This is a genomic window from Hyphomonas jannaschiana VP2, assembly GCF_000685215.1.
Taxonomy (GTDB): domain Bacteria; phylum Pseudomonadota; class Alphaproteobacteria; order Caulobacterales; family Hyphomonadaceae; genus Hyphomonas; species Hyphomonas jannaschiana.
Genome location: NZ_ARYJ01000004.1, coordinates 56,218 through 76,747 on the forward strand (window position 1 = coordinate 56,218; position 20,530 = coordinate 76,747).

Below are 20,530 nucleotides of genomic sequence, written 5' to 3' on the forward strand. Positions count from 1 at the left end.
GGGACCATCCCGCCGCCGACACCCTCAAGATAGGACAGCAAATATCGAATTTCAATAAGAAAATATCGAAAAACAATAAATGCTAGGAATTTCAAGGCACTTTGTTTTCTCGAATATCGATATGGTACGCCAGAACCGGCCTTCAAGGCCAATTAATTGCGGTTCATGGAGGATTTTTCCGGGAATCAGCCCTGGCCGCAGTTCGGATTACCCCTCATCAGGCAAATGCGTGGAAAAAGCTTTCTAGACCGGGCGGGTTTCCGGCGCTGCACCTGACAGGCCGAGGTCAAAACTCAGCTGGACCGGAGCCTTGCCGGTCCGGCGGATCCCTTTTGGCCGCGTCTTGCGGAACGGCAAGTCAGCCTGCCTCGTCTCCCGAGGTCCGGACTGGCGCGGTGCAGGAGGCGGTGCGACCCGTCCGGGCTGGCGGACCTGGGCGATCCGTTCGCGGGCTTCGCGTGCGGCGGCGACATGGTCGACCATGCGCATGGGGTAGGTCTGGCCGAAGATCACGCCCGCCGCCGCAAGGTCTGCTTTCGGCGCATCCCATGGCGCATGAATATGTGCGTCCGGCAAGGCGGCCAGCTCCGGCACCCAGCGGCGGATAAACGCGCCGTCCGGGTCGAGTTGTTGCGACAGACGGACCGGGTTCCGGATCGCCGGGGCGCGGCGGCCTTTCAGCCCGGCCTGCGCGATGACCTGCGGATAGTGAATGCCGGGATCGAAATCCGTGCACAGGGCCGCAAGCTTTTCGGCGGGCAGGCGCCAGTCCATCCAGAGCTGGTAAGCGGCAAACCCGATCAGCATGGCCCGCATGCGGTCATTCAGCCAGCCGGTCTGGCGGAGGGCGCGCATGCCGGCATCGATCAGGGGGAAGCCGGTCCGCCCTTCGATCCAGGCGGCAAGGCGCGGATCGCCCGGTGCCGCTTCGGGGCGCAGGTCTTCGCTGCTGCCGGTCTGGGGCAGGGGGCGGTCTTCAAAGGCCTGAATGGCGCGCGCCCGCCCTTCCAGACGCTCCAGAAACGCTGCCAGCGAGGCCGCGAACGTCTGGTCACCATCCTGAACATAGGCGGCACGCGCCCGGACGGCGGCCTGCCAGGCTTCCCGCACGGATACCGTGCCGAAGGCCAGATGTGGAGAAAGCCGCGAGCCCGATACGTCCGCCAGCGCGGGCTGGTCGGTCTCCTGCTGGTAACGGCGGCCCCGTCCGGCGACGAAACTCCGCAGCAATTCCACGCCGGCCGTCCGGCCGCCTTTCTGGCGGTCGTTGCAGTCTTCCGGGCCGAGGCAGAAATCCTCTGCAATTGGCCACGGGCCGGCGGCCTGCGTCGCAGCCCGGATCGTCTCAGGCGCCCTGATCCGGGGCGTGCTCATCGCTTCAGCCCACTGGCTGGCCCAGTCTGCCTGTGCACCCAGGCCGCGGATGATGCCGGGCCGGGCCTGTTCGCGAAGCGAGATCCCGGCCTGAACGGCCCAGCGGCGCACCGCCCGGTCGCGGGCGCGTGTCCAGGGCAGGCCGGAGTCTTCGTGCATATGAATGGCTTCGATGCCGTGGCGACGGTGCAGGTCCGCCAGCACATCCAGCGCATCGCCCCGGCGCACGATCAGGCGCGCGCCGCGCTCGGTCAGCGCATCGTCCAGCTCTGTGAGGGAGTCCATCAGGAAGTCGAACTGGCGCCGCGAATGTTCCGGCAAGGCCCAGAAGTCCCGTTCGAAGATATAGAGTGGCAGAACCGGCGCCCCGCTCGCCACAGCAGCGGCGAGGGCAGCATGATCATGCACCCGGAGATCCCGGCGGAACCAGACGAGATGGACGTTGCGCGTCATGGAACAAAAATAGAACATCCGAGGAGAAGGTGCAAGATCTTTGATTTTCAGACGGGTTTCAGAACGCGCAGACGCCCGCGTACAATACGCCTTTGGATGGAATTGTGGATGGCGTATGCGGGCTGACGGTACCTGTTTTCAGGGGATTCTTCTCACTCGCGGGGAGAATCGTTTCGAAAACGAAACAAATTCAACCTGTGATTTGTAGTCTGAATCTTATCCACAGGCTTTTCTGCAGCCATGGGTGGTGAGGGGTTCAACGGCGAAACGAGCCGTGCGCAAGCGCGCGCGCCATTGCGGTGTCCGAAACCGGACATCCGCATAGCGCTGGAATCTGCCTATGGCCTTCACAGGCGGGCACCTGGCTTGTCTGCGCGCCGCACGTTCAGCCCGGCGCAACACCTGTTCCTTCGCCGCTTCCTGACCGGGCTTGGCGTCCTGACCGTCTTGGTGCCGGAACTGCCAGGCCTGCTGGCGACACTCGTCATCCCGCCGGTTTTTCTGGCGATTGTCCTGTTTCGACTATTCCTTCTGAGCATTGCCGTGCGGCTGGACCGGGAAGACCTCGCGCCCAGTCGCGGCGCGACCCCGCTTTTGCCGGTCTATACTATCCTGATCGCGCTGAAGGACGAGAGCTTCATTGTGCCGCAACTGGCGAGGGCCATCGCCGCGCTGGACTACCCGCAGGACCGGATCGATCTGAAGCTGCTGATCGAAGAGGCCGACCCGGGCACAAGGACCGCCGTCATGGCCCAGTCCTGGCCGGCCGGTACGGAGCTGCTGGTTGTTCCGGCGGGGGTGCCGCAGACCAAGCCACGCGCCCTGAATTATGGCCTTGCCCGGGCGAGGGGCACCTATGTTGTTGTATATGACGCTGAAGACCGCCCGCATCCCGGCCAGCTGAAAGCGGCGGTCCAGGCATTCAACGCTCACGGGCCGGACATGGCCTGCCTGCAGGCGCCGCTGGTGGGTGTACCGGCCGGCGGCAGCTGGATCGCGCGGCAATGGGCGCTGGAATATGCCATCCAGTTCAGCCTGCTGGTGCCGGCTCTCGCGCGGCTGGGTCTGCCGGTCGCGCTTGGTGGGACGAGTAATCACTTCCGCCGCACGGCGCTGGTCGCTGCGGGGGGCTGGGATGCATGGAACGTGACGGAAGATGCCGACCTCGGCTTGCGGCTCGCCCGGCTTGGCCACCGGGTTGGTGCCATCCGGTCTCCGACACTGGAAGCGCCGCCGGAGCAGGGCCGCATCTGGCGTGGCCAGCGGTCCCGCTGGCTGAAGGGATATATCCAGACCTGGTGCGTGCTGATGCGCGGGCGGGGCGAGGCGCCGGGCCTGAAGCCCGCATCGTTCCTGTCGGTCCAGCTGACGCTCGGTGCGGCGATCCTCTCCGCCATGGTGCATGGACCGTGGATGGCGTGGTGCGCACTGTGCTTGGCCAGTCCGGACTTGTCGCTCGGGGCGTTTGGCCTTGCGGCGCTGTGGCTGTCGCTGTTCACCGGGGTACTGTCGGCAAGTCTTGCGCCGGGGCATTGGTGCTGGCGGCGTCTGTTCGACATCCTGACTCTGCCGCTCTACTGGCCGCTGCAGACCCTCGCCATGGTACGCGCGCTCTGGAGTCTCTGCCGGACGCCGCATTATTGGGTGAAGACGCCGCATATCTGACCTAGCGGCAACGCTTGGCTCCGCCGCTGCGGGGGAATAGGGTCGCGCCCAGTCAAATCCAATCAGGAGACCGCCATGGCCGATACAGCCGTCGACGAGCTCGAGACCTTCCGCGCAGAGACGCGCGCCTGGCTCGAGGAAAACTGCCCGCCTTCCATGCGCACGCCGATGAAGGACGACGAGATCGTCTGGGGCGGCAAGCGCGAGAAGTTCAAGAACCCGGAGTCAAAAGTCTGGTTGGAGCGGATGGCTTCAAAAGGCTGGACCGCACCGCAATGGCCGAAGAAATATGGCGGCGGCGGCCTTTCCCCGGCTGAGGCCCGCGTGCTGCAGCAGGAGATGAGCCGCATCAAGGCGCGCCAGCCGCTGTTCTCGTTCGGCCTCTGGATGTTCGGCCCGGCCCTGCTGGAGTTCGGCAATGAAGAGCAGAAGCAGCGCTTCATCCCGGACATCGTGCATGGCCGCACCCGCTGGTGCCAGGGCTATTCCGAGCCGGGCGCCGGCTCTGACCTCGCCGACCTGCAGACTCGCTGCGAAGACAAGGGCGACCACTATCTGATCAATGGCCAGAAAGTGTGGACCTCCTACGCCGACAAGGCCGACTGGATCTTCTGCCTCGTGCGGACCGATACCAGCGTGAAGCATGAAGGCATCAGCTTCATCCTGTTCGACATGGAAAGCGAAGGTGTCGAAGCGCGCCCGATCCTGCTGATCTCCGGCGAGAGCCCGTTCTGCGAAACCTTCTTCACCGATGTGAAGGTTCCGAAGGATCAGCTGGTCGGCGAAGTGAATGGCGGCTGGCAGATCGCCAAGCGCCTGCTGCAGTTCGAACGCTCTTCCATCTCCGCCGGCGGCTTCGGCGGCACCGGCGGCTCGGGCATTATGGGGCCGGAAGATTATGCCAAGCAGCATATCGGCACCGACAGCGATGGCCGTCTCCTCGATGGTGACCTGCGTGGCCGCATCACCGATCACAAGATGTACGCCAAGGCCTTCAGCCTGACCGTTCAGCGCCAGGCCGAACAGGCCAAGGCCGGACAGGCCGTCAGCCACACAGCGTCCATCCTGAAATACGGCGCGGCCAAGATGAACCAGGACCGCCATGAGCTTCTGATCGAAGCGCTCGGCACCGAAGGGCTCGGCTGGGAAGGGGAGGGCTTCGACCCGACCGCCAAGAAAGTCACCCGCCAGTGGCTGCGTTCGAAGGGCAACTCCATCGAGGGCGGCACCAGCGAGATCAACCTCAACGTCATCTCCAAGCGCGTGCTTGGCCTGAAGGACCATAAATAAATGCGGGCGTTGCTTGCCATCGGACTTCTCCTCGCGGTGCCGGCCGGTGCCGCGCAGGCGGAAGACCTGGAACTCGGAACATGGTGCTGGGAAGCGTCGGACGTCGAAGGCGCCACGAATTCCGCCACCATGATCCTGCGGTCCGATACCGGCCAGTATTCCATGGTGCAGAAGACGGTTGGGGAAGACGACCTGGTCTATCCCCTGAAGTCCGTCGGCATCAATGAATACGGCGTGGTGGGAAGTCCGTCCGGTGACGGAGTGATCCTTCGGGCCGATGGCATGCTCGAAATGTATGACTCGCAGGGAACGCTTGGGGCCGCGGAGCCCCGCGCGCTCAGCGAATGTTTAAAAGGTAATCCACAATGACTTTTCTACTGACTGAAGATCAGGAAATGCTGCGCGACACCGCCATGGCGTTCGCGCGTGATGAACTGCCGGTGACGCATCTGCGCCAGCTGCGCGACAGCGGCGCCAATGGCAAGGACCCGGCCACCCGCCAGAAACTGGCAGAACTGGGCTTCTTTGGCGTGATCGTCCCGGAAGAGCCGGGCGGCGAACATTTCGGCCTTGTCGGCCTTGGCCAGATCCTTGAAGCGCAGGGCCGCACGCTGGCAGCGACTCCGCTTCTGCAGACGGCCCTCATCGGCGCCAGCGCGATCCAGCTGGGCGGCACGCCGGCACAGCAGGCCGAGTGGCTTCCGAAGATTGCCGGCGGCGACGTGACCTTCGCGCTCGCCCTCGACGAGAGCGCGCACTTCAATCCGCTGAACGTCGCCACCGAAGCCGAGCGCAACGGACAAGGCTACACGATCAATGGCGAGAAGCGCTATGTGCCGGACGGCCATCATGCCGACATGCTGATTGTTGTCGCGCGGACCTTCGGCGAAGCGGGTGACCGTCACGGCCTGTCGCTGTTCCTCGTTCCCGCAGATGCCAAAGGCGTTTCGATCCAGGAACTGAAGACCGCAGACAGCCACGGCGCGGCGCATATCACCTTCACCGATGTGATGGTGGGCGAAGGCGCGCTGATCGGCGCTGCTGATGAAGGCGCGGACGTTCTGGAGCCTGTGCTGGACCGGGCGGCGATCGGACAGGCCGCGGAAATGCTGGGTTCGGCGCAGGCCGCGTTCGACATGACGCTGGAATACCTGCAGAGCCGCAAACAGTTCGGCCAGCTGATCGGGTCTTTCCAGTCGCTGCAGCACCGCGCGGCGAAGATGTTCACCGAGCTTGAGATGACGCGGTCCTGCGTTGCAGCGGCGCTGTCTGCTGTCGATGAAGGCAAGACCAATGTTGCCGAACTCGCCAGCCTTGCAAAAGCGAAAGCCAGCGAACTGGTGCATCTTGTTTCGAACGAGTGCGTCCAGATGCATGGCGGCATCGGCATGACCGATGTGGCAGATCCCGGTCTCTACATGAAGCGCGCCCGCGCGCAGGAAGCCATGTATGGCTCTGCCAGCTGGCACCGCGACCGCTATGCGAAGCTGAACGGCTACTAGAGCAAACAGCTATCGCAAAACAAAAGAAAGCCGGGCGCAGCGAAAGCTGGCCCGGCTTTTTCCGTTTCCGGAACAGTGCTTATTTCAGCACGGAACCTTTGCGCAGGGATTTTGCGATCAGGTAGTAGACAACCGGACGATGCTTCTGGCGCACCGAACGGCCATACTTTTCGATTGCTTCTGCAATCGCGGCATCGGCCTTGGCTTCGTCAGCGACGCCAAGCTTCTTGCCGATGAAGGTTTTCTTGATCCGCTCCAGTTCGTCTTTCTGCGAAGCAGCGACGGTTGCGGAGTCGGATTTGTAGATGGCCGGGCCGCAAGCTTTGACGGCGCCTTCGAGAAGAGCCATGTCCGGACGCGCTTCACCAACCTTCTCTTTGAGGTCGGCGACATACTTCTCCATCAGGACTTCTTTTTTCGAAGGCTCTTTCGCCGGCTTGGTCACTGCCGGAGCCGCGGCCTTTTTCGGCGCCGCAGCTTTCTTCTTGGTAGCTTTTGCCATGGGAGTGTCTCCTCTATGGGCCCGACGGACGGGCGTGATTTCAGATTACGCAGCACTTGTTCACGAATCAAAACGAAACGCAAAACACCCAAGCCATGATTTCCACAGGGACACAACCCTTGGCGACCATGAATCGAACAAGGGTGCGAATTTTTATTTGATCCGTATTCGGATATTATGTCAAGACGGGAAAGTATTGTGTGATCTGTCCGGACAGGACGCGTAATCCGGCGGCTGCAGGAAAAAGATGAGCCTGCACAGGAGTCTTCCCCATGCGGGCAGACGCCGTTAGGCTTATGAAATCAGGGAAGCGGTCGGGAGGCGCCGGACATCCATGTCTCGTTATTCAGTTCTTATCATTGCGGCACTGATTTCGGCGGCCGGAATTTATTTCTGGCCAACCGGACCGGTTGCGAAAAGCACGGCAATCCTCGCAGGCCTTGTCACGCTGCTTGGCATTTCGGATCTTATCCAGAGACGTCACACGCTGTGGCGCAATTATCCGCTTCTCTCGCGTGTGCGCTGGCTGGCCGAAGAGATGCGGCCCTTCATTCGCTCTTATGTCGTGGAGAGCGAGACGGAAGGAAAGCCGTTCAATCACGAAGACCGCGCGATGATTTACCGCCGCGCCAAAGATGTGACGTCTGTTGAACCCTTCGGCAGTCATCTGGATATTGATCGTCCGCCTTATGAGTGGCTGGCCCATTCCATGGCGGCCGTGCATTGCGACGACACCGATCCGCGAGTGATGGTCGGCGCGCCCGGCACATCGCAGCCTTATTCGGCCAGCGTCTTCAATATTTCTGCGATGAGTTTCGGTTCGCTCGGCGCGCATGCCATCGAGGCATTGTCCACCGGGGCGAAAGCGGGCGGCTTTTATCATGATACGGGCGAAGGCTCTGTCTCGCGCTATCACCGCAAGGGCGGGGCAGATCTCGTCTGGGAACTGGGTTCCGGCTACTTCGGTTGCCGCGCAGCCGATGGCAGTTTCGATCCGGAGCGTTTCCGCGACGTGGCTGCAGATCCGCAGATCAAAATGATCGAGATCAAGCTCAGCCAGGGCGCAAAGCCGGGCCATGGCGGTGTGCTGCCCGGCGCGAAAGTGACCGAGGCCATTGCGGAAGCGCGCGGTATCAAAGTGGGCGAGACCTGCGTGTCACCGCCGGCGCACTCGGCCTTCTCCACGCCTGTCGAGATGATGGAATTTGTCGCAAAGCTGCGTGAGCTTTCCGGCGGCAAGCCGGTGGGCGCAAAATTCGCGGTCGGCAATCGCTGGGAAGTGCTGGCGCTCTGCAAGGCGATGCTGAAGACCGGCATCCTGCTGGACTTCATGGTCGTCGATGGCGGGGAGGGCGGCACAGGCGCGGCGCCGGCGGAATTCCTGGATCATGTCGGCGCGCCGCTGCGCCAGGGTCTGGTCCTGACACGGAATGCGCTGGTCGGCACAGGCCTGAAAGACGAAGTGCGCCTTGCCTGTTCCGGCAAGCAGACCAGCGCCTTCGCGATTGCCTCCTCCATGGCGCTGGGTGCGGACTGGGTGAACACGGCGCGCGGTTTCATGTTCGCGCTTGGCTGTATCCAGTCGCTCAACTGCCACAACAATCGCTGCCCGACCGGTATCGCAACGCAGGACCCGTTCCGCCAGCACGGGCTTGATGTGAGAGACAAGGCCGTGAGGGTCACGAACTTTCACCACAACACGGTCAAGGCATTGATGGAAGTTGTGGGCGCGGCCGGCTGCAAGCATCCGGGCGAACTGACACCCCGCCACATCATGCACCGGGTAACGGAAGACATCGTCCGCCCGGCGGACGAAGCCTATGACCTCCTGCATCGCGGGCAGCTCCTGTCGGATGCGGCGGGCACGCATCTCGCCAGTGAATGGTCGATGGCGCAGGCCGACAGTTTCAAACCGGCAGGCTTCTGATCTTCATGCGGTGGGTGGCGCCGGTCCTCTATGCGGTGCTTGCCGCGGCCGGTGTGTTCCTGCTTGCCGTTGTGACGAAGCAGCCCCGGCACGACCGGGACTGGTATCCGCATCTCTCGCGTCTGCCGCATGTCGAGCTGCAGGACGGCGTCTTCTCCATCGCGCCTTATGGCAACTGGACGTATACCGAAGATGCGCCGGAGGAGATGATCTGGTCCGGCGTGCCGCCGCATCGCATTTCGGATGTTCGCCGCGTCTGGTTTGTGATGGAGCCGCATCCGGGCCTGGCCGTCATGGCGCATACATTCGTCATGTTCGAATTCGGGGAAGGAGATCTTGTCGGCCTCACGATCGAGGCGCGCAAGGAAACGCGCGAAACCTATTCGGCGATGGGTGGCGCGTTCAACAAGTTCGAGCTGATGTATTACTGGGCGAGCCCCCGGGACCTGATGACCCGCCGCGCGGTGATGATGGACCGGGACCTCTTCATGTACCCGCTTCAGCTCAGCCAGGCGGAGGCGGAAGCCTATCTCACTTCGCTGCTGGAAAAGACAGCCTCCATCGAACGGCGCCCGCGCTTCTACAACACGCTGACCTCCAACTGCACGAACGAACTCGCCAAGGCGGCGGACCTGCCCTGGCATCCGGCTTTCATCCTGACAGGCGGGGCGGACCGCGCGCTCTACGGGCAGGGCCGCATTTCAGGAGAGGGCGGGTTTGAAGCGGTGCACGCAAAGGCAGAGGTCGATGCCTGTGTGCGGGAGAATGCTTTCCGTCCGGAGGCGGCGTTCAACGCGGCGCTGATTGCCTGCGCGGAATGAAAAGAGGCGCCCCGGAAGGCGCCTCTAAATGGTCTATACATGGTATATATATTGGATTCTATATGGTGCGATCAGCCTTCCGGCGAGGCATTCGCTTCGGACTGGAGCATGGTGTAGCGCTCGATCCCGATCCGTTCGATCAGCTCGAACTGGGTTTCGATATAGTCGACATGTTCTTCCTCATTATGGAGGATTTTGCCGAACAGATCGCGGCTCACATAGTCCTGGACAGACTCGCTGTAGGCCATCGCTTCGCGCAGCAGCGGGATCGCCATGTTCTCGAGCTTCAGGTCGCATTCCAGGATTTCCTGGACGTTCTCACCGATGTGGAGCTTGCCGAGATCCTGCAGATTCGGCAGGCCGCCGAGGAACAGGACGCGCTGGATCAGCCAGTCGGCATGCTCCATTTCCTCGATCGATTCCTTGTATTCCTTGTCGCCAAGCTTCGAGACGCCCCAGTCGTGCAGCATCCGCGAATGCAGGAAATACTGGTTGATGGCGGTGAGCTCGTTCTTCAGCGCCTTGTTCAGGTATTCGATGACCTTCTTGTCGCCTTTCATGGGAGAGCTCCTTCAATCAGTTACGTGAATATACGTAGCAGATAGGCCGATTGCGTGGCGGGCGCAAGAAAAACCCAATTAAATCAATTGCATATGAGAGTGCGAAACAGTCTCAGACCGGTCCGGAAAATCCAGCGATACCAGTAGGTTGGCCTATTCGGCAGCCATCAGGGCCGGGGCGGGGCCGCGATCAATGTCCGTTTCCGCGATCATTTCACCGATGGACGACCGGCATTTGCCGCACTGGAAGCGGCAGCCATGATGCGCCTGAACAGCCTTCGGGCTGTCCGCACCGGCCTCGACGGCGGCGCGCACGCTCTTGCAGTTCAGGGCATTGCAGACGCAAATGATCATGAGAACCATTTGCAGTCACTGCGAATGATTGTCAATACGGATTCTTGCGTAGCTCAGTGCGCCTTCCGCCAGACCGAGAACGACACGCCGCTGCCGATGTCCAGTATCGTCGTCTCATAGTCGCCTGACGTGTCTGATATGTAGTCGACAAAGGGTTTCAGCGTCTTGCGGAAGGAGTGGATATTGTCCGCAAAGACGATCGCGCCCGGCGCGAATTTTGGCTCCAGCAGTTTCAGGACGGGAATGTAGAGATCCTTCCAGCCGTCGAGGAACAGGAAGTCGACCGGGCCTTCCAGCGGGGCCAGACTTTCCAGCGCGTCGCCCTCGCGGATGTCCGACCAGCGGGAGAGGCCAGCCGCGTCGAGGTTTTCCAGCGCGACGGCTGCCTTGGCACTGTCCTTTTCCGTGCCGGTGAAAAAACCGCCGGTCTCCCGCGCGGCAGCGGCGAGGTAGATGGAGGAAATGCCATAGGACGAGCCGAACTCGACGATGTTCTTCGACCCGCGCGACAGGGCAGTCAGATACATGAACCGTCCGAATTCCTCCGATACCGGGATGAAGGCTTTCGCCAGATAAGGCTCCGCTGCCTCGAAGGTCGAGCGGCCGGTGAACTTGCCAGCAATGATGGCGGGCAGGGCGCGGGCGAAGACCAGCGCGTCCCGGCCGGAGGCCTGATGGTGCAGCTGTTTCAGCGTTTGGGCCACATCGGCATTGTTAAGCCCGCTTCTGGCCTGGCCGGTCTGTCTGCAATCGAAAGGCATGGGGCTTTCCTTTCCTGTCTGAAGCACCTAGGTTCAGAATATGAGCTTTTGCTCGTATTGATACTCGCATTCCCCCATGACCCAGCCAGCCATTCCACGCCCCAGAAAAGCACCGGTTCAGGCCCGCTCCGCCGCAACGGTCGAGGCAATCCTGGAAGCAGCAGCTCACATTCTCGAAAACGAGGGGTTCGACGGCTACACCACAAATGCCATCGCAAGGCGGGCCGGCGTCTCCATCGGGTCGCTCTATCAGTACTTCCCGAACAAGGATGCAGTGACGGCCGCGCTTGTCATGGCGGACGCCGCCCGGCTGCATGACGATGTTCATGCCGCGGCCGAAGCGACCGCAGGTGAAGACTTTCAGGCACAGCTGAATGCGCTGATCGATGTTGTCGTGGCCCACCAGCTGGACCGCCCGGACCTCGCCCGCCTGATCGATGTGGAGGAACGGAGGCTCGCCACCGACCCGGCATTGGCCGCCAAGGACGCTTCCGTGCTGGTGTTGATCCGCGACCTGCTTGTCGCTCACAGGATCCGTCTGCCGTTTGATCTCGATTCTGTGGCCCGGGATCTGTTCGGCATGGTGCACGGCATGTGCGACTTTGCCGGGGACCATGGCGAGACAGATCCGGCGCAGCTAAAGGCCCGCATCCGCCACGCCGTGCTCAGTTATCTTGGGGTTCCAGCCAGCTGAAAACGTCTTCCAGACCGACACCGAAGACGCGGGAAATGCGGAACGCGCTTTCCAGGGAAGGGGAGTAGCGGCCCTGTTCGATGGCGATCACGGTCTGGCGGGTGACACCGATCGCTTCGGCAAGGGCCGCCTGGCTCATTTGCCCATGCTGTTCGCGCAACTCGCGGATGCGATTCCCAATGGGGGGGCGTTTGGCCATGGTTAAACGCCCCGGCGGAACAGGAAGATCTGAAAGCCGTACTCCGCGATCTGGCTGGCCATCAGGGCACCGAAAACGATGTGGAACAGGAGGTTCCCGTCTTTGAGCCAGCTGAAATGCCAGAGGCCGGCGACGGCGCCTATGGCCAGCACATAGCCCGACCAGTGCCCCGCCTTGTCGAGGATCGCCCGTTCGCGCTCATCGGCGGGCGCTTCGGCATCCTTGCCCGACGCGCTGGCGATCATGATGTTCACGAGGATCGAGGCGAGCACGACCAGCACGATATAGCCGATCACAAACCGGATATTCGGCGCCGCCGTCTCGCCCAGCGCCTCGGACAATCCGACCACGCGCTTGAAATACCAGATCCCGGCCAGGATCAGAACAAGGCCCATGCCCCAGGCGGTTTTCTCCCGGAATGACATTCTGCGTTCCTTTCAGTGTCAAAAATATCTTACACGCCATGTGGTCAAAGATATTTGACATGTCAAACATTTCTTACATCGCCAGTCAGAGCCGGTTTCGCCTTGGCGGGTTTCCGTTTGAGCGCCGGCGGCTTCCGTCCTAGGTTCCCTCTTCCAATAAAAGGGAGAGAAACATGTCGAATAATGATGCTGCCATGGGCGGTGCGATGATCTTTGTAGGGGTGCTCTACATCGCCTTCATCGTTCTGTTTATCGTCGGGTACTGGAAGATCTGGAGCAAGGCAGGGTTCAACGGGGCCTGGTCGCTGCTGATGCTGGTCCCACTGGTCAATCTGATCGCTTTTCTGTATCTGGCCTTTGCTGAATGGCCCATTCACAAGCGTCTCGGTAATCCGGACGCGTTTAACTGAGGCCAGACAATAAATGCTTCACCGGTAGCCGGCGTTCGCGAGGCGCGACCGTCGGCTTCCTTTATTTGCCCTGCGGGAGCCCCTGACCCAAATGACCGATTTCTCCATCCTCGCCGAATCCGCCAAAGCGTGGCCGTTCGAACTGGCGCGGAAACTCAAACAGCGTGTTGAGCAGCAGGAGAAAGCCGGCCAGCGAAAACCGGGCGATCCCGTCATCTTCGAGACCGGCTATGGCCCCTCGGGCCTGCCGCATATTGGCACGTTCGGGGAAGTGGTCCGCACGACCATGGTGCGCCATGCGTTTGAAGTGCTGACGAAGGGCGAGGTTCCGACGCGCCTGATCTGCGTGTCCGACGACATGGACGGCATGCGCAAGGTGCCGCCGACCGTTCCGAACCCGGAAAAGCTGGAGCCTTACCTGCAGCAGCCGCTGACTTCTGTGCCCGACCCGTTCGGCACGCATGAGTCATACGGCAAGCACATGAATGCGCGCCTGCGCGCCTTCCTCGACCAGTTCGGCTTCCAGTATGAATTTCTCTCGGCGACGGAGTGCTACAAGTCCGGCCGCTTCGACGAGATGCTGCTGCGCGCCGCGGAGAAGTATCAGGACATCATGGACGTCATGCTGCCGACGCTGGGCGAGGAACGCCGGGCGACCTACAGCCCGTTCCTGCCGATCCATCCGGAAACCGGCCATGTCCTCTATGTGCCGATGAAGTCCGTCGATGGCGCAAAGGGCACGGTCACTTTCGACGACGAGCAGGGCAGGGAGTTCACGCTGCCGGTCACCGGCGGTCATGTGAAGATGCAATGGAAGCCGGACTTCGGCATGCGCTGGGCCGCGCTTGGCGTCGACTTCGAAATGTTCGGCAAGGACCACCAGGCCAATGCGCCGATCTATTCCAAGATTACCAAGATCCTCGGCAAGCGCCCGCCGGAACAATACGTCTACGAGATGTTCCTCGACGAAAAAGGCGAGAAGATCTCCAAGACCAAGGGCAATGGCATCTCGGTCGAGGACTGGCTGAAATATGCGCCGGACGAGAGCCTCAGCCTGTTCCAGTTCCAGAAGCCGCGCGTCGCGAAGAAGCTCTATTTCGACGTCATCCCGAAAGCGGTCGACGAATACCTGACCTTCCTTGAGAAGTACCCGACCGAAGAACCGGCCCGGCAGATCGAGAACCCGGTCTGGCACATCCACAATGGCAATCCGCCGAAAGTGGATATGCCGGTCAGCTTCGCCCTGCTGCTGAACCTCGTGGCCGTGGCGAACGCGGAAGACAAGGCCCAGCTCTGGGGCTTCATCACGCAGTACGCGCCGGAGGCATCGCCCGAGACGCACCCGCTGCTGGATGAACTCGCCGGCTATGCGATGCGCTACTACACGGACTTCATCCTGCCGCAGAAGACCTATCGCGCCCCGACCGACCAGGAGCGTGCGGCGATGGAGGACCTGTCAGCCCACCTCAAGGCCTTCGCGGACGAGCCGACGTCGGAGAATTTGCAGACACTGACCTTCACCATCGGCAAGGACTACCATTTCGAAAACCTCCGCGACTGGTTCAAGGCACTCTATGAAGTGCTGCTGGGCCAGGAACAGGGTCCGCGCTTCGGCAGCTTTGCCGCGCTCTACGGCAAGGACAACACCGCCCGCCTGATCGACGAGTCGCTGGCGCGCAGCTGAGAATTGCTGCGACGTAAGGTGCTCTCAACATTTGCCTGATCTAGTCTCCCCGGAAACGGGGAGACCAGACATGCGCATCGTTCGGGCAATCCTGATTTCGGCTGTCTTCGTCTTTGCGCCAGCCTGCGTTGCGACCAAGGTCGTCACCGTGCCGGTTGGCCTGGCGGTGGATGCTGTGGGCGTCGCGGGCAAGGGCGTGGTCTGGGTTGGCGGCACGGCGGTGCGTGTCACCGGCGATGCGCTGGACGGGCCGGATGAGTATGTCCGCCTCGACGTGACCTACAAGAACGGCAAGCACACCCGGAAGACGATCAAGAAGAAATACCTTGAGCGCGAACTGAAGAAGCTCGGCAAGAAGGGCAAGATTGTCGATGTCGAGGTTTCGCCCGCCAGCTGACCTTATTCCTCAGCCGGAGGCGGCGCTTCCACCCGGCCCATGAACATCACTGTGCCTGTCGGCTTGTGGCGCAGGGCGATCAGAAACGGATGGTCGGCGCGGAATTCGACCGGCTCTTCATCCGGAATGAAGATCGCTGTGCGTTCCATCATGATCGCCGTCGCAGCCGCCGCTTCGGTGCCTTTCTCGTCGATGTCGAGGAAGGTTTTCTGAAGCACTTTGCTGATCGCCAGATCACCCGGGCCAGCGCCTTCGATCAGCCCCGAAAAATCGGCCGCGCCGGAGAACGCATCGCCGAGGCCGAGCGCAATCAGCGGATCGTTCAGCTCATAGTTCGCCTCGATCGAAACTTTCGGCAGCACGACATGCACGCGGCGCTCACTGGCGCTGTCCATGTCGGTGAGGAGTGTCGTGAAGTCTTCCGCGGTCATTGCCGAGGTGACATCTGTCAGGCCGTCCTGCGTCTCTGGCAGGATCACGGTCAGGGCGTAGTCATCCCCGGCATAGTCGAGATTCAGCGCGGCATAGCCATCGCGGGACAGGTAGCGCGCCTTCTTCAGCGTCTGGCTCATCAGCTTCGCGGTAATCTCACCCGACGGCGCATAGAAGGTTCCGTCCTGTGTCGCCTCGGCCTTGAATGGGCTTTTCCAGTCGGCCTTGAACCAGACCGCATTGGTCAGGATCAGCTCAGTCTGGCCCGGACGGATGGCGCCTGGCGGGATCAGGTCGTGAATCTTGTCATTGGTGTGATCTTCGACCCAAGTATTGATGAGCTTCGCGGCCGCGGCGGGCTGTGTGAAATCAACCAACGCCACCTTGGCCTTCATGATGTCTTCGACGGTCTGCCGATAAGGCGCCTGCAGGGTGGAGCCTTCGCGCAGCCAGACGGCATTTGCGACGGTCAGTTTGGTCTGGTCCGTGTCGGCCGTGACAGCGCCATTCAGCGTGTTCTGAGCGCCGGCAAAGTTTTCGGCCGGAACGCCGTCAAATCCGAAGACACCGCCAATCTGCGTGGCCGTTTCCCCCGCTGCGCCCGGATAGAGTAGGGCGAAGGCGCCGCTGACGGATGCCGGAGAGACGAAGATATTGCCGGGCTTGTCTTCCAGTTGCTCATACAGCGACCAGCCGAACAGATTGTTGCCTTCGGCGAGCGGCGCCGTGGCGTCGAGTGTGGTGACGGCAATCGGCACAGGTTGCACTTCCTTTTTGGGTATTGTGACCACTGGATCGACCAGATTGTCCTTGTCCGACGGGGAGGCCTGCGCCGGCGTGGTGCCGGGTGCCTGCGTGGCTGGCGTTTCCGGTAAGTCCACTGGTGAAGGCTGCTGGCAGGCGCCCAGCGCAGCAAACACGGTGAACGCGGGAACAATCAAACGGCGCATAGGGGCCTCCATAGAGTCTTTCGTGGACCCTATCACCCTTGCAGGGAAACCGTGACTATTCTGCGGCGATCAGCGTGGTTTTCGCCTTTGGAAGTTTCCCCTCAGGCCATCCCGCCCAGAGTTCCGCTTCTTTGGTTTTCGCCTCGGTCAGTGCTGCGTCTTTGACATGTCCGAAGCCACGGATGTCGTCCGGCACGCGGGCAATGGCGACAGCCAGCTCGAGATTCTTTTCCGTCAGTTCGCCCGCGATCCGTTCCAGACCTGCGAGATAGTCATCGCGCAGTTTGCGCTCGTGCTGGCGTTCTTCGGTATAGCCGAACAGGTCCAGCTTCGTCCCGCGCAGGCCTTTGAACTTCGACAGCAGCTTGAAGCCCAGCATCATCCACGGGCCGAAATGCTTTTTCTGCAGATGGCCGTGCTGGTCTTTCTTCGCGATCATCGGCGCGGCGAGCCAGAAGCGCAGCTTGCCGCCCTTGAACTGGCTGGCAAGTTGCTTGGCAAACTTCCCATCCGTGTAGAGACGGGCAACTTCATACTCGTCCTTGTAGGCCATCACCTTGTAAGCATAGAAGGCTGCGGCCCGCGTGAGCTTGTCGCCCGCGCCAATGCTCTGCTCGGCGGCGCGAACCTTTGCAACGATCTCGCGGTAGCGGTCTGCATAGGCGGCATTCTGATAGCCAGTGAGGCGGGCTGCACGATCCTCTATCAGATCTTCCAGGCTCTGTTCCGGCACATCGCCGCGCGGGTCTTCCGGGCGGATCAGCCGGTCTGGCGCTGCTGCTGCGATCCGGCCGATGTTGAAGGCGGACATATTGTCGTCCACCTTCGTGCCATTGAGGCGGATAGCGCGATAGAGCGCGCGCAGGGAGACGGGCAGGCGGCCCTTCTGCCAGGCGAAGCCTGCCATGATCATGTTGGTGTAAATGGCGTCGTGCAAGTAGCCGACGGCGAGCGCCTCTGCATCGAACGCATCGAACTCGCTGGCCTGCCGCTTCACGCGGGCAGAGAGGAGATCGCTCTCGAAACGTTTGGACCGGTTGCGGATAAATTCGCTGGTCGGCGTTACATCGCTGTTGGCGTAGGCAGCGGTGCGCTCTGAATCCATCAGGTTCAGGGCATCGCCGCCGGCGGCCACGACCAGGTCACAGGCGATGACGACATCGGCGCTTGCAGGCGGCACACGACCGGTCGAGATCTGCTCCGGCTCGCGCGCGAAGCGGATGTGGGAGAGGACCGGGCCGCCCTTCTGGGCCAGGCCGGTCATGTCGAGGCTGGAAGCGGCATGGCCGTCCACATGCGCGGCCATGGCAAGCACGGCGGCCACCGTCGTCACGCCCGTGCCGCCAACGCCCGTGAACAGCACATTGTAAGGCTGTGCAAGGCTCGGCGTTTCGGGCAGGGGCAGGCCGTCGGCGCTGAAGGCCGGGCGCTCCTGGTCTTCCCAGGCCGGTTCGCCATCGGTGATGGTGACGAAGCTCGGGCAGAAGCCTTTCAGACAGGAGAGGTCGGTATTGCAGGTGGACTGATTGATCCGGCGCTTGCGACCGAGCGGGGTTTCGACCGGCTCGACGGAGAGACAGTTCGACTTGACCGAACAGTCCCCGCAGCCTTCGCAGACCTCTGTATTGATGATGACGCGCGTACGGTCCGGCGCGCGAAGGCCGCGCTTGGAGCGGCGGCGTTTTTCGGTCGCGCAGATCTGGTCATAGATGATGACCGAGACGCCGGGTGTACCGCGCAGAGTGAGCTGCACGTCTTCCAGATCGTCGCGGTCATAGATCTTCACGCCGCCGGGCAGGCCTTTGACGTTCGCATAGCGGGTCGTGTCTTCGGTGACGATGACAATCGTGCGCACACCTTCGGCGCGGACCTGCTGGGCGATCTGTGCCGGTGTCTGGCCGGACTCCACATGCTGGCCGCCGGTCATGGCGACCGCGTCGTTATAGAGGATCTTGTAGGTCATGTTCGCGCCGGAGGTAACCGCAGCGCGGATGGCGAGGCTGCCCGAGTGCGAATAAGTGCCGTCGCCCAGATTGACGAAGACGTGCGGCTCGTCGGTCGCCCAGTGCTGGCCGACCCAGGCAATGCCTTCACCGCCCATCTGGCTGGTCATGTCGGTTTTCCGGTCGGGCATGAAGTTCGCCATGTAATGGCAGCCGATCCCGGCCAGCGCGCGCGAACCTTCCGGCACAACGGTGGATGTGTTGTGCGGACAGCCCGAACAGAAGTGCGGGGTACGGATCGTTGGCGACGCATTGGAGCGCGCAGCTTCGCCGGCGCGGCCCACACGGTCGAAATAGGCGTCGGCGCGGGAGGTGTCCCAGCCTTCCGGCATGACCTGCATCAGGGCAGCGGCCATTTCGGGGATGGTGATTGAGGCAATGTCGGAGAGGAGGCGTTTGCCGTCCCGGTCGAACTTGCCTTCGATATAAGGGCGCTGGCTGTCCGGCAGGCGGTAGAGGGCGGAGCGGAGCTGGTCTTCGATCAGCGGGCGCTTGTGTTCGATGACCAGAACGCGGTCGAGCCCGGTGCAGAATTCGCGGACGCCTTCCGGTTCCAGCGGCCACGGCATGGCAACCTTGTAGATGGCGAGGCCGAGGCGGCCAGCTTCCTGCGGATCAATACCGAGCGCGGCGAGCGCTTCGAACACATCGCGGGCGGCCTGTCCGGTGACGATGATGCCTACGCGCGGTTTCGGCGATGGCAGAATGACATGGTCGAGCCGGTTGGCGCGGACATAGGCCTGTGCAGCCGGCAGCTTCACCTGGCGCAGGCGCTGCTCCTTCAGCAACGGCGCATCGCCCCGGCGCATGTGCACGCCTTCTTCAGGCAGAGCGAAGTCCGGCTGGACGATATTGAAGCGACCGAGATCAACGCCGACGACAGATCCGGAATCCATCGTATCGGCCAGCGCCACCATGCCGGCCCAGGCGCCGGAGAAGCGGCTCATCTCCCAGCCATGGATGCCATAATCCAGCACGTCCTGGATCGAGGCCGGGTTCAGTACCGGGATCTCGGCATCCATCATCGCGAATTCGGACTGGGAGGGGAGGGTAGAGGATTTGCAATTGTGGTCGTCGCCGACAATGGCCAGCACACCGCCGAGTGCGGACGTACCGGCGGCATTGGCATGTTTGAAGACGTCGCCCGTCCGGTCGACACCCGGCGCCTTGCCGTACCAGATGCCGAACAGGCCATCATAGCGGGCGCCCGGAAAGAGGCCGAGCTGCTGGCTGCCCCAGACGGCGGTGGCGCCGAGATCTTCGTTCAGGCCTTCCCAGAATTTGATGTCATGCGCGTCCAGCCATTTCTGGGCGGCGCGCAATTGCTGGTCATATCCGCCAAGGGGGGATCCGCGATAACCGGAGATAAATCCTGCTGTGTTGGCATTTTTGCGCAGATCGAGACGTTTTCGATCAAGAGGCAGGCGGACCAGTGCCTGAATACCGGTCATATACGCCTTGCCCTCGACAAGATCGTATTTGTCGTTCAGCGTAACTTCACGATGATGCATGGGTAATCTGTCCGCTCCAAGGAACTGGAAGATTATTCGACAAATCTCACGAAAAAGCTTGCCTATCTTGCGCTGTTTTTGCTAGTTTAGGGCAAAACATGCCCTAATATGCGAGGATACTAGAAAATTGGCCCAAGAAATAGACTCAGTTGATGCCAAGATTCTTGACATCATCCAACGGGACGCAGGGCTTTCCGTTGCGGAAATTGCCGATCGCGTGGGACTTTCTTCCTCTCCCTGCTGGCGCCGGATCAAGCGGATGGAAGAGGCCGGCTTTATCCGGGGACGTGTAACTATTCTGGATAATTTTGCCCTCGGCCTGAATTTCGAGGTGATCGCCAGCGTAAAGCTCGCCCTGCCGAACCGCGAAAACCTGCAGGCCTTCGAAGACATGGTCCTTGCCTGGCCGGAAGTGACCGAAGTCATGACCGTGACAGGGCAGGTGGACTATATGATCCACGTCGTGACCACCGACATGCACGCCTATGATAATTTTCTGCGTGACAAGCTGCTTGGCTCCGCGCTCGTTTCGGATGTGCAATCGCGCATCGTGATCCGCGTGGCAAAACGCACGACGGCGCTGCCGCTGGATCTCGTCGAGAACGTCAAGTAGTGC

General features: G+C 61.7%; 20 protein-coding genes. 11 read left to right on the plus strand and 9 right to left on the minus strand.

The genetic code is table 11. From position 1 onward, the window contains the following. Positions 1-243: 243 nt before the first annotated feature. On the minus strand, positions 244-1,827 hold the full coding sequence (locus tag HJA_RS06870) for an FAD-binding domain-containing protein (protein WP_241764311.1): 1,584 nt from the start codon (positions 1,825-1,827) through the stop codon (positions 244-246). A 366-nt stretch (positions 1,828-2,193) separates the two neighbouring features. Between HJA_RS06870 and HJA_RS06875 the strand changes: the two genes are divergently transcribed. From HJA_RS06875 to HJA_RS06890, 4 genes are all read left to right on the plus strand, one after another. Continuing rightward, complete coding sequence (locus HJA_RS06875; RefSeq protein ID WP_162177036.1) at positions 2,194-3,492, plus strand: glycosyltransferase family 2 protein; 1,299 nt, start codon at positions 2,194-2,196, stop codon at positions 3,490-3,492. 75 nt (positions 3,493-3,567) lie between these two features. After that, on the plus strand, positions 3,568-4,782 hold the full coding sequence (locus HJA_RS06880) for an acyl-CoA dehydrogenase family protein (protein WP_035580043.1): 1,215 nt from the start codon (positions 3,568-3,570) through the stop codon (positions 4,780-4,782). Continuing rightward, complete coding sequence (locus HJA_RS06885) at positions 4,783-5,151, plus strand: single stranded DNA-binding domain-containing protein (protein WP_035580045.1); 369 nt, start codon at positions 4,783-4,785, stop codon at positions 5,149-5,151. It begins immediately after the preceding gene. Further along, positions 5,148-6,284, plus strand: a complete 1,137-nt coding sequence (locus HJA_RS06890; protein WP_035580048.1) for an acyl-CoA dehydrogenase family protein — start codon at positions 5,148-5,150, stop codon at positions 6,282-6,284. Before HJA_RS06885 ends, HJA_RS06890 begins: the two co-directional genes overlap by 4 nt. Positions 6,285-6,363: 79 nt before the next feature. Here HJA_RS06890 and HJA_RS06895 read toward each other — a convergent pair whose 3' ends face one another. Then, on the minus strand, positions 6,364-6,786 hold the full coding sequence (locus HJA_RS06895; RefSeq protein WP_081814583.1) for a DUF2853 family protein: 423 nt from the start codon (positions 6,784-6,786) through the stop codon (positions 6,364-6,366). 334 nt (positions 6,787-7,120) lie between these two features. Between HJA_RS06895 and HJA_RS06900 the strand changes: the two genes are divergently transcribed. Then, the gene (locus HJA_RS06900) at positions 7,121-8,713 is read left to right on the plus strand and encodes an FMN-binding glutamate synthase family protein (protein WP_035580050.1); all 1,593 of its coding nucleotides are present in this window, start codon (positions 7,121-7,123) and stop codon (positions 8,711-8,713) included. A 5-nt stretch (positions 8,714-8,718) separates the two neighbouring features. Continuing rightward, positions 8,719-9,534 (plus strand): lipoprotein N-acyltransferase Lnb domain-containing protein, encoded by an 816-nt coding sequence (locus HJA_RS06905; RefSeq protein WP_162177037.1) that lies wholly within the window; start codon positions 8,719-8,721, stop codon positions 9,532-9,534. Positions 9,535-9,605: 71 nt separating this feature from the next. Here the strand turns inward: HJA_RS06905 and bfr are convergent, their stop codons facing one another. The 3 genes from bfr to HJA_RS06920 form a co-directional block, all read right to left on the minus strand. After that, positions 9,606-10,094, minus strand: a complete 489-nt coding sequence (bfr, locus tag HJA_RS06910) for a bacterioferritin (RefSeq protein WP_035580055.1) — start codon at positions 10,092-10,094, stop codon at positions 9,606-9,608. A gap of 153 nt (positions 10,095-10,247) precedes the next feature. Continuing rightward, positions 10,248-10,457: a (2Fe-2S)-binding protein gene (locus tag HJA_RS06915; RefSeq protein WP_241764312.1), complete on the minus strand. Its 210-nt coding sequence runs from the start codon at positions 10,455-10,457 to the stop codon at positions 10,248-10,250. A 44-nt stretch (positions 10,458-10,501) separates the two neighbouring features. Further along, positions 10,502-11,209 (minus strand): O-methyltransferase, encoded by a 708-nt coding sequence (locus HJA_RS06920; RefSeq protein ID WP_051597460.1) that lies wholly within the window; start codon positions 11,207-11,209, stop codon positions 10,502-10,504. Between the two features lie 76 nt (positions 11,210-11,285). Between HJA_RS06920 and HJA_RS06925 the strand changes: the two genes are divergently transcribed. After that, complete coding sequence (locus HJA_RS06925; RefSeq protein ID WP_035580058.1) at positions 11,286-11,903, plus strand: TetR/AcrR family transcriptional regulator; 618 nt, start codon at positions 11,286-11,288, stop codon at positions 11,901-11,903. Here HJA_RS06925 and HJA_RS06930 read toward each other — a convergent pair. Both HJA_RS06930 and HJA_RS06935 read right to left on the minus strand, forming a co-directional pair. Further along, positions 11,875-12,102, minus strand: coding sequence for a helix-turn-helix transcriptional regulator (locus tag HJA_RS06930; protein WP_035580060.1), 228 nt, complete (start codon positions 12,100-12,102; stop codon positions 11,875-11,877). The two genes, HJA_RS06925 and HJA_RS06930, sit on opposite strands and share 29 nt — an antisense overlap. A 2-nt stretch (positions 12,103-12,104) precedes the next feature. After that, entirely contained in the window at positions 12,105-12,527 is a 423-nt protein-coding gene (locus HJA_RS06935) for a hypothetical protein (RefSeq protein WP_051597461.1), read from the minus strand. 173 nt (positions 12,528-12,700) lie between these two features. On the opposite strand from HJA_RS06935, the gene HJA_RS06940 reads away from it, so the two are divergent. The 3 genes from HJA_RS06940 to HJA_RS06950 all read left to right on the plus strand — a co-directional run bounded on the left by HJA_RS06940 (position 12,701) and on the right by HJA_RS06950 (position 15,018). Further along, the gene (locus tag HJA_RS06940; RefSeq protein ID WP_206741695.1) at positions 12,701-12,937 is read left to right on the plus strand and encodes a hypothetical protein; all 237 of its coding nucleotides are present in this window, start codon (positions 12,701-12,703) and stop codon (positions 12,935-12,937) included. A 91-nt stretch (positions 12,938-13,028) separates the two neighbouring features. Beyond that, complete coding sequence (locus tag HJA_RS06945; RefSeq protein WP_035580063.1) at positions 13,029-14,621, plus strand: lysine--tRNA ligase; 1,593 nt, start codon at positions 13,029-13,031, stop codon at positions 14,619-14,621. Positions 14,622-14,691: 70 nt separating this feature from the next. Next, a complete protein-coding gene (locus HJA_RS06950) occupies positions 14,692-15,018 on the plus strand; it encodes a hypothetical protein (RefSeq protein WP_035580066.1) in 327 nt (108 codons plus the stop codon). 2 nt (positions 15,019-15,020) lie between these two features. Here HJA_RS06950 and HJA_RS06955 read toward each other — a convergent pair whose 3' ends face one another. Both HJA_RS06955 and HJA_RS06960 read right to left on the minus strand, forming a co-directional pair. After that, positions 15,021-16,400: a serpin family protein gene (locus tag HJA_RS06955; RefSeq protein ID WP_035580070.1), complete on the minus strand. Its 1,380-nt coding sequence runs from the start codon at positions 16,398-16,400 to the stop codon at positions 15,021-15,023. Between the two features lie 55 nt (positions 16,401-16,455). After that, positions 16,456-19,914 (minus strand): indolepyruvate ferredoxin oxidoreductase family protein, encoded by a 3,459-nt coding sequence (locus tag HJA_RS06960; protein WP_035580073.1) that lies wholly within the window; start codon positions 19,912-19,914, stop codon positions 16,456-16,458. Positions 19,915-20,041: 127 nt separating this feature from the next. Here HJA_RS06960 and HJA_RS06965 point away from each other — a divergent pair, with 127 nt between their 5' ends. Beyond that, the gene (locus tag HJA_RS06965) at positions 20,042-20,527 is read left to right on the plus strand and encodes an Lrp/AsnC family transcriptional regulator (RefSeq protein WP_034769371.1); all 486 of its coding nucleotides are present in this window, start codon (positions 20,042-20,044) and stop codon (positions 20,525-20,527) included. Positions 20,528-20,530: the final 3 nt, after the last annotated feature.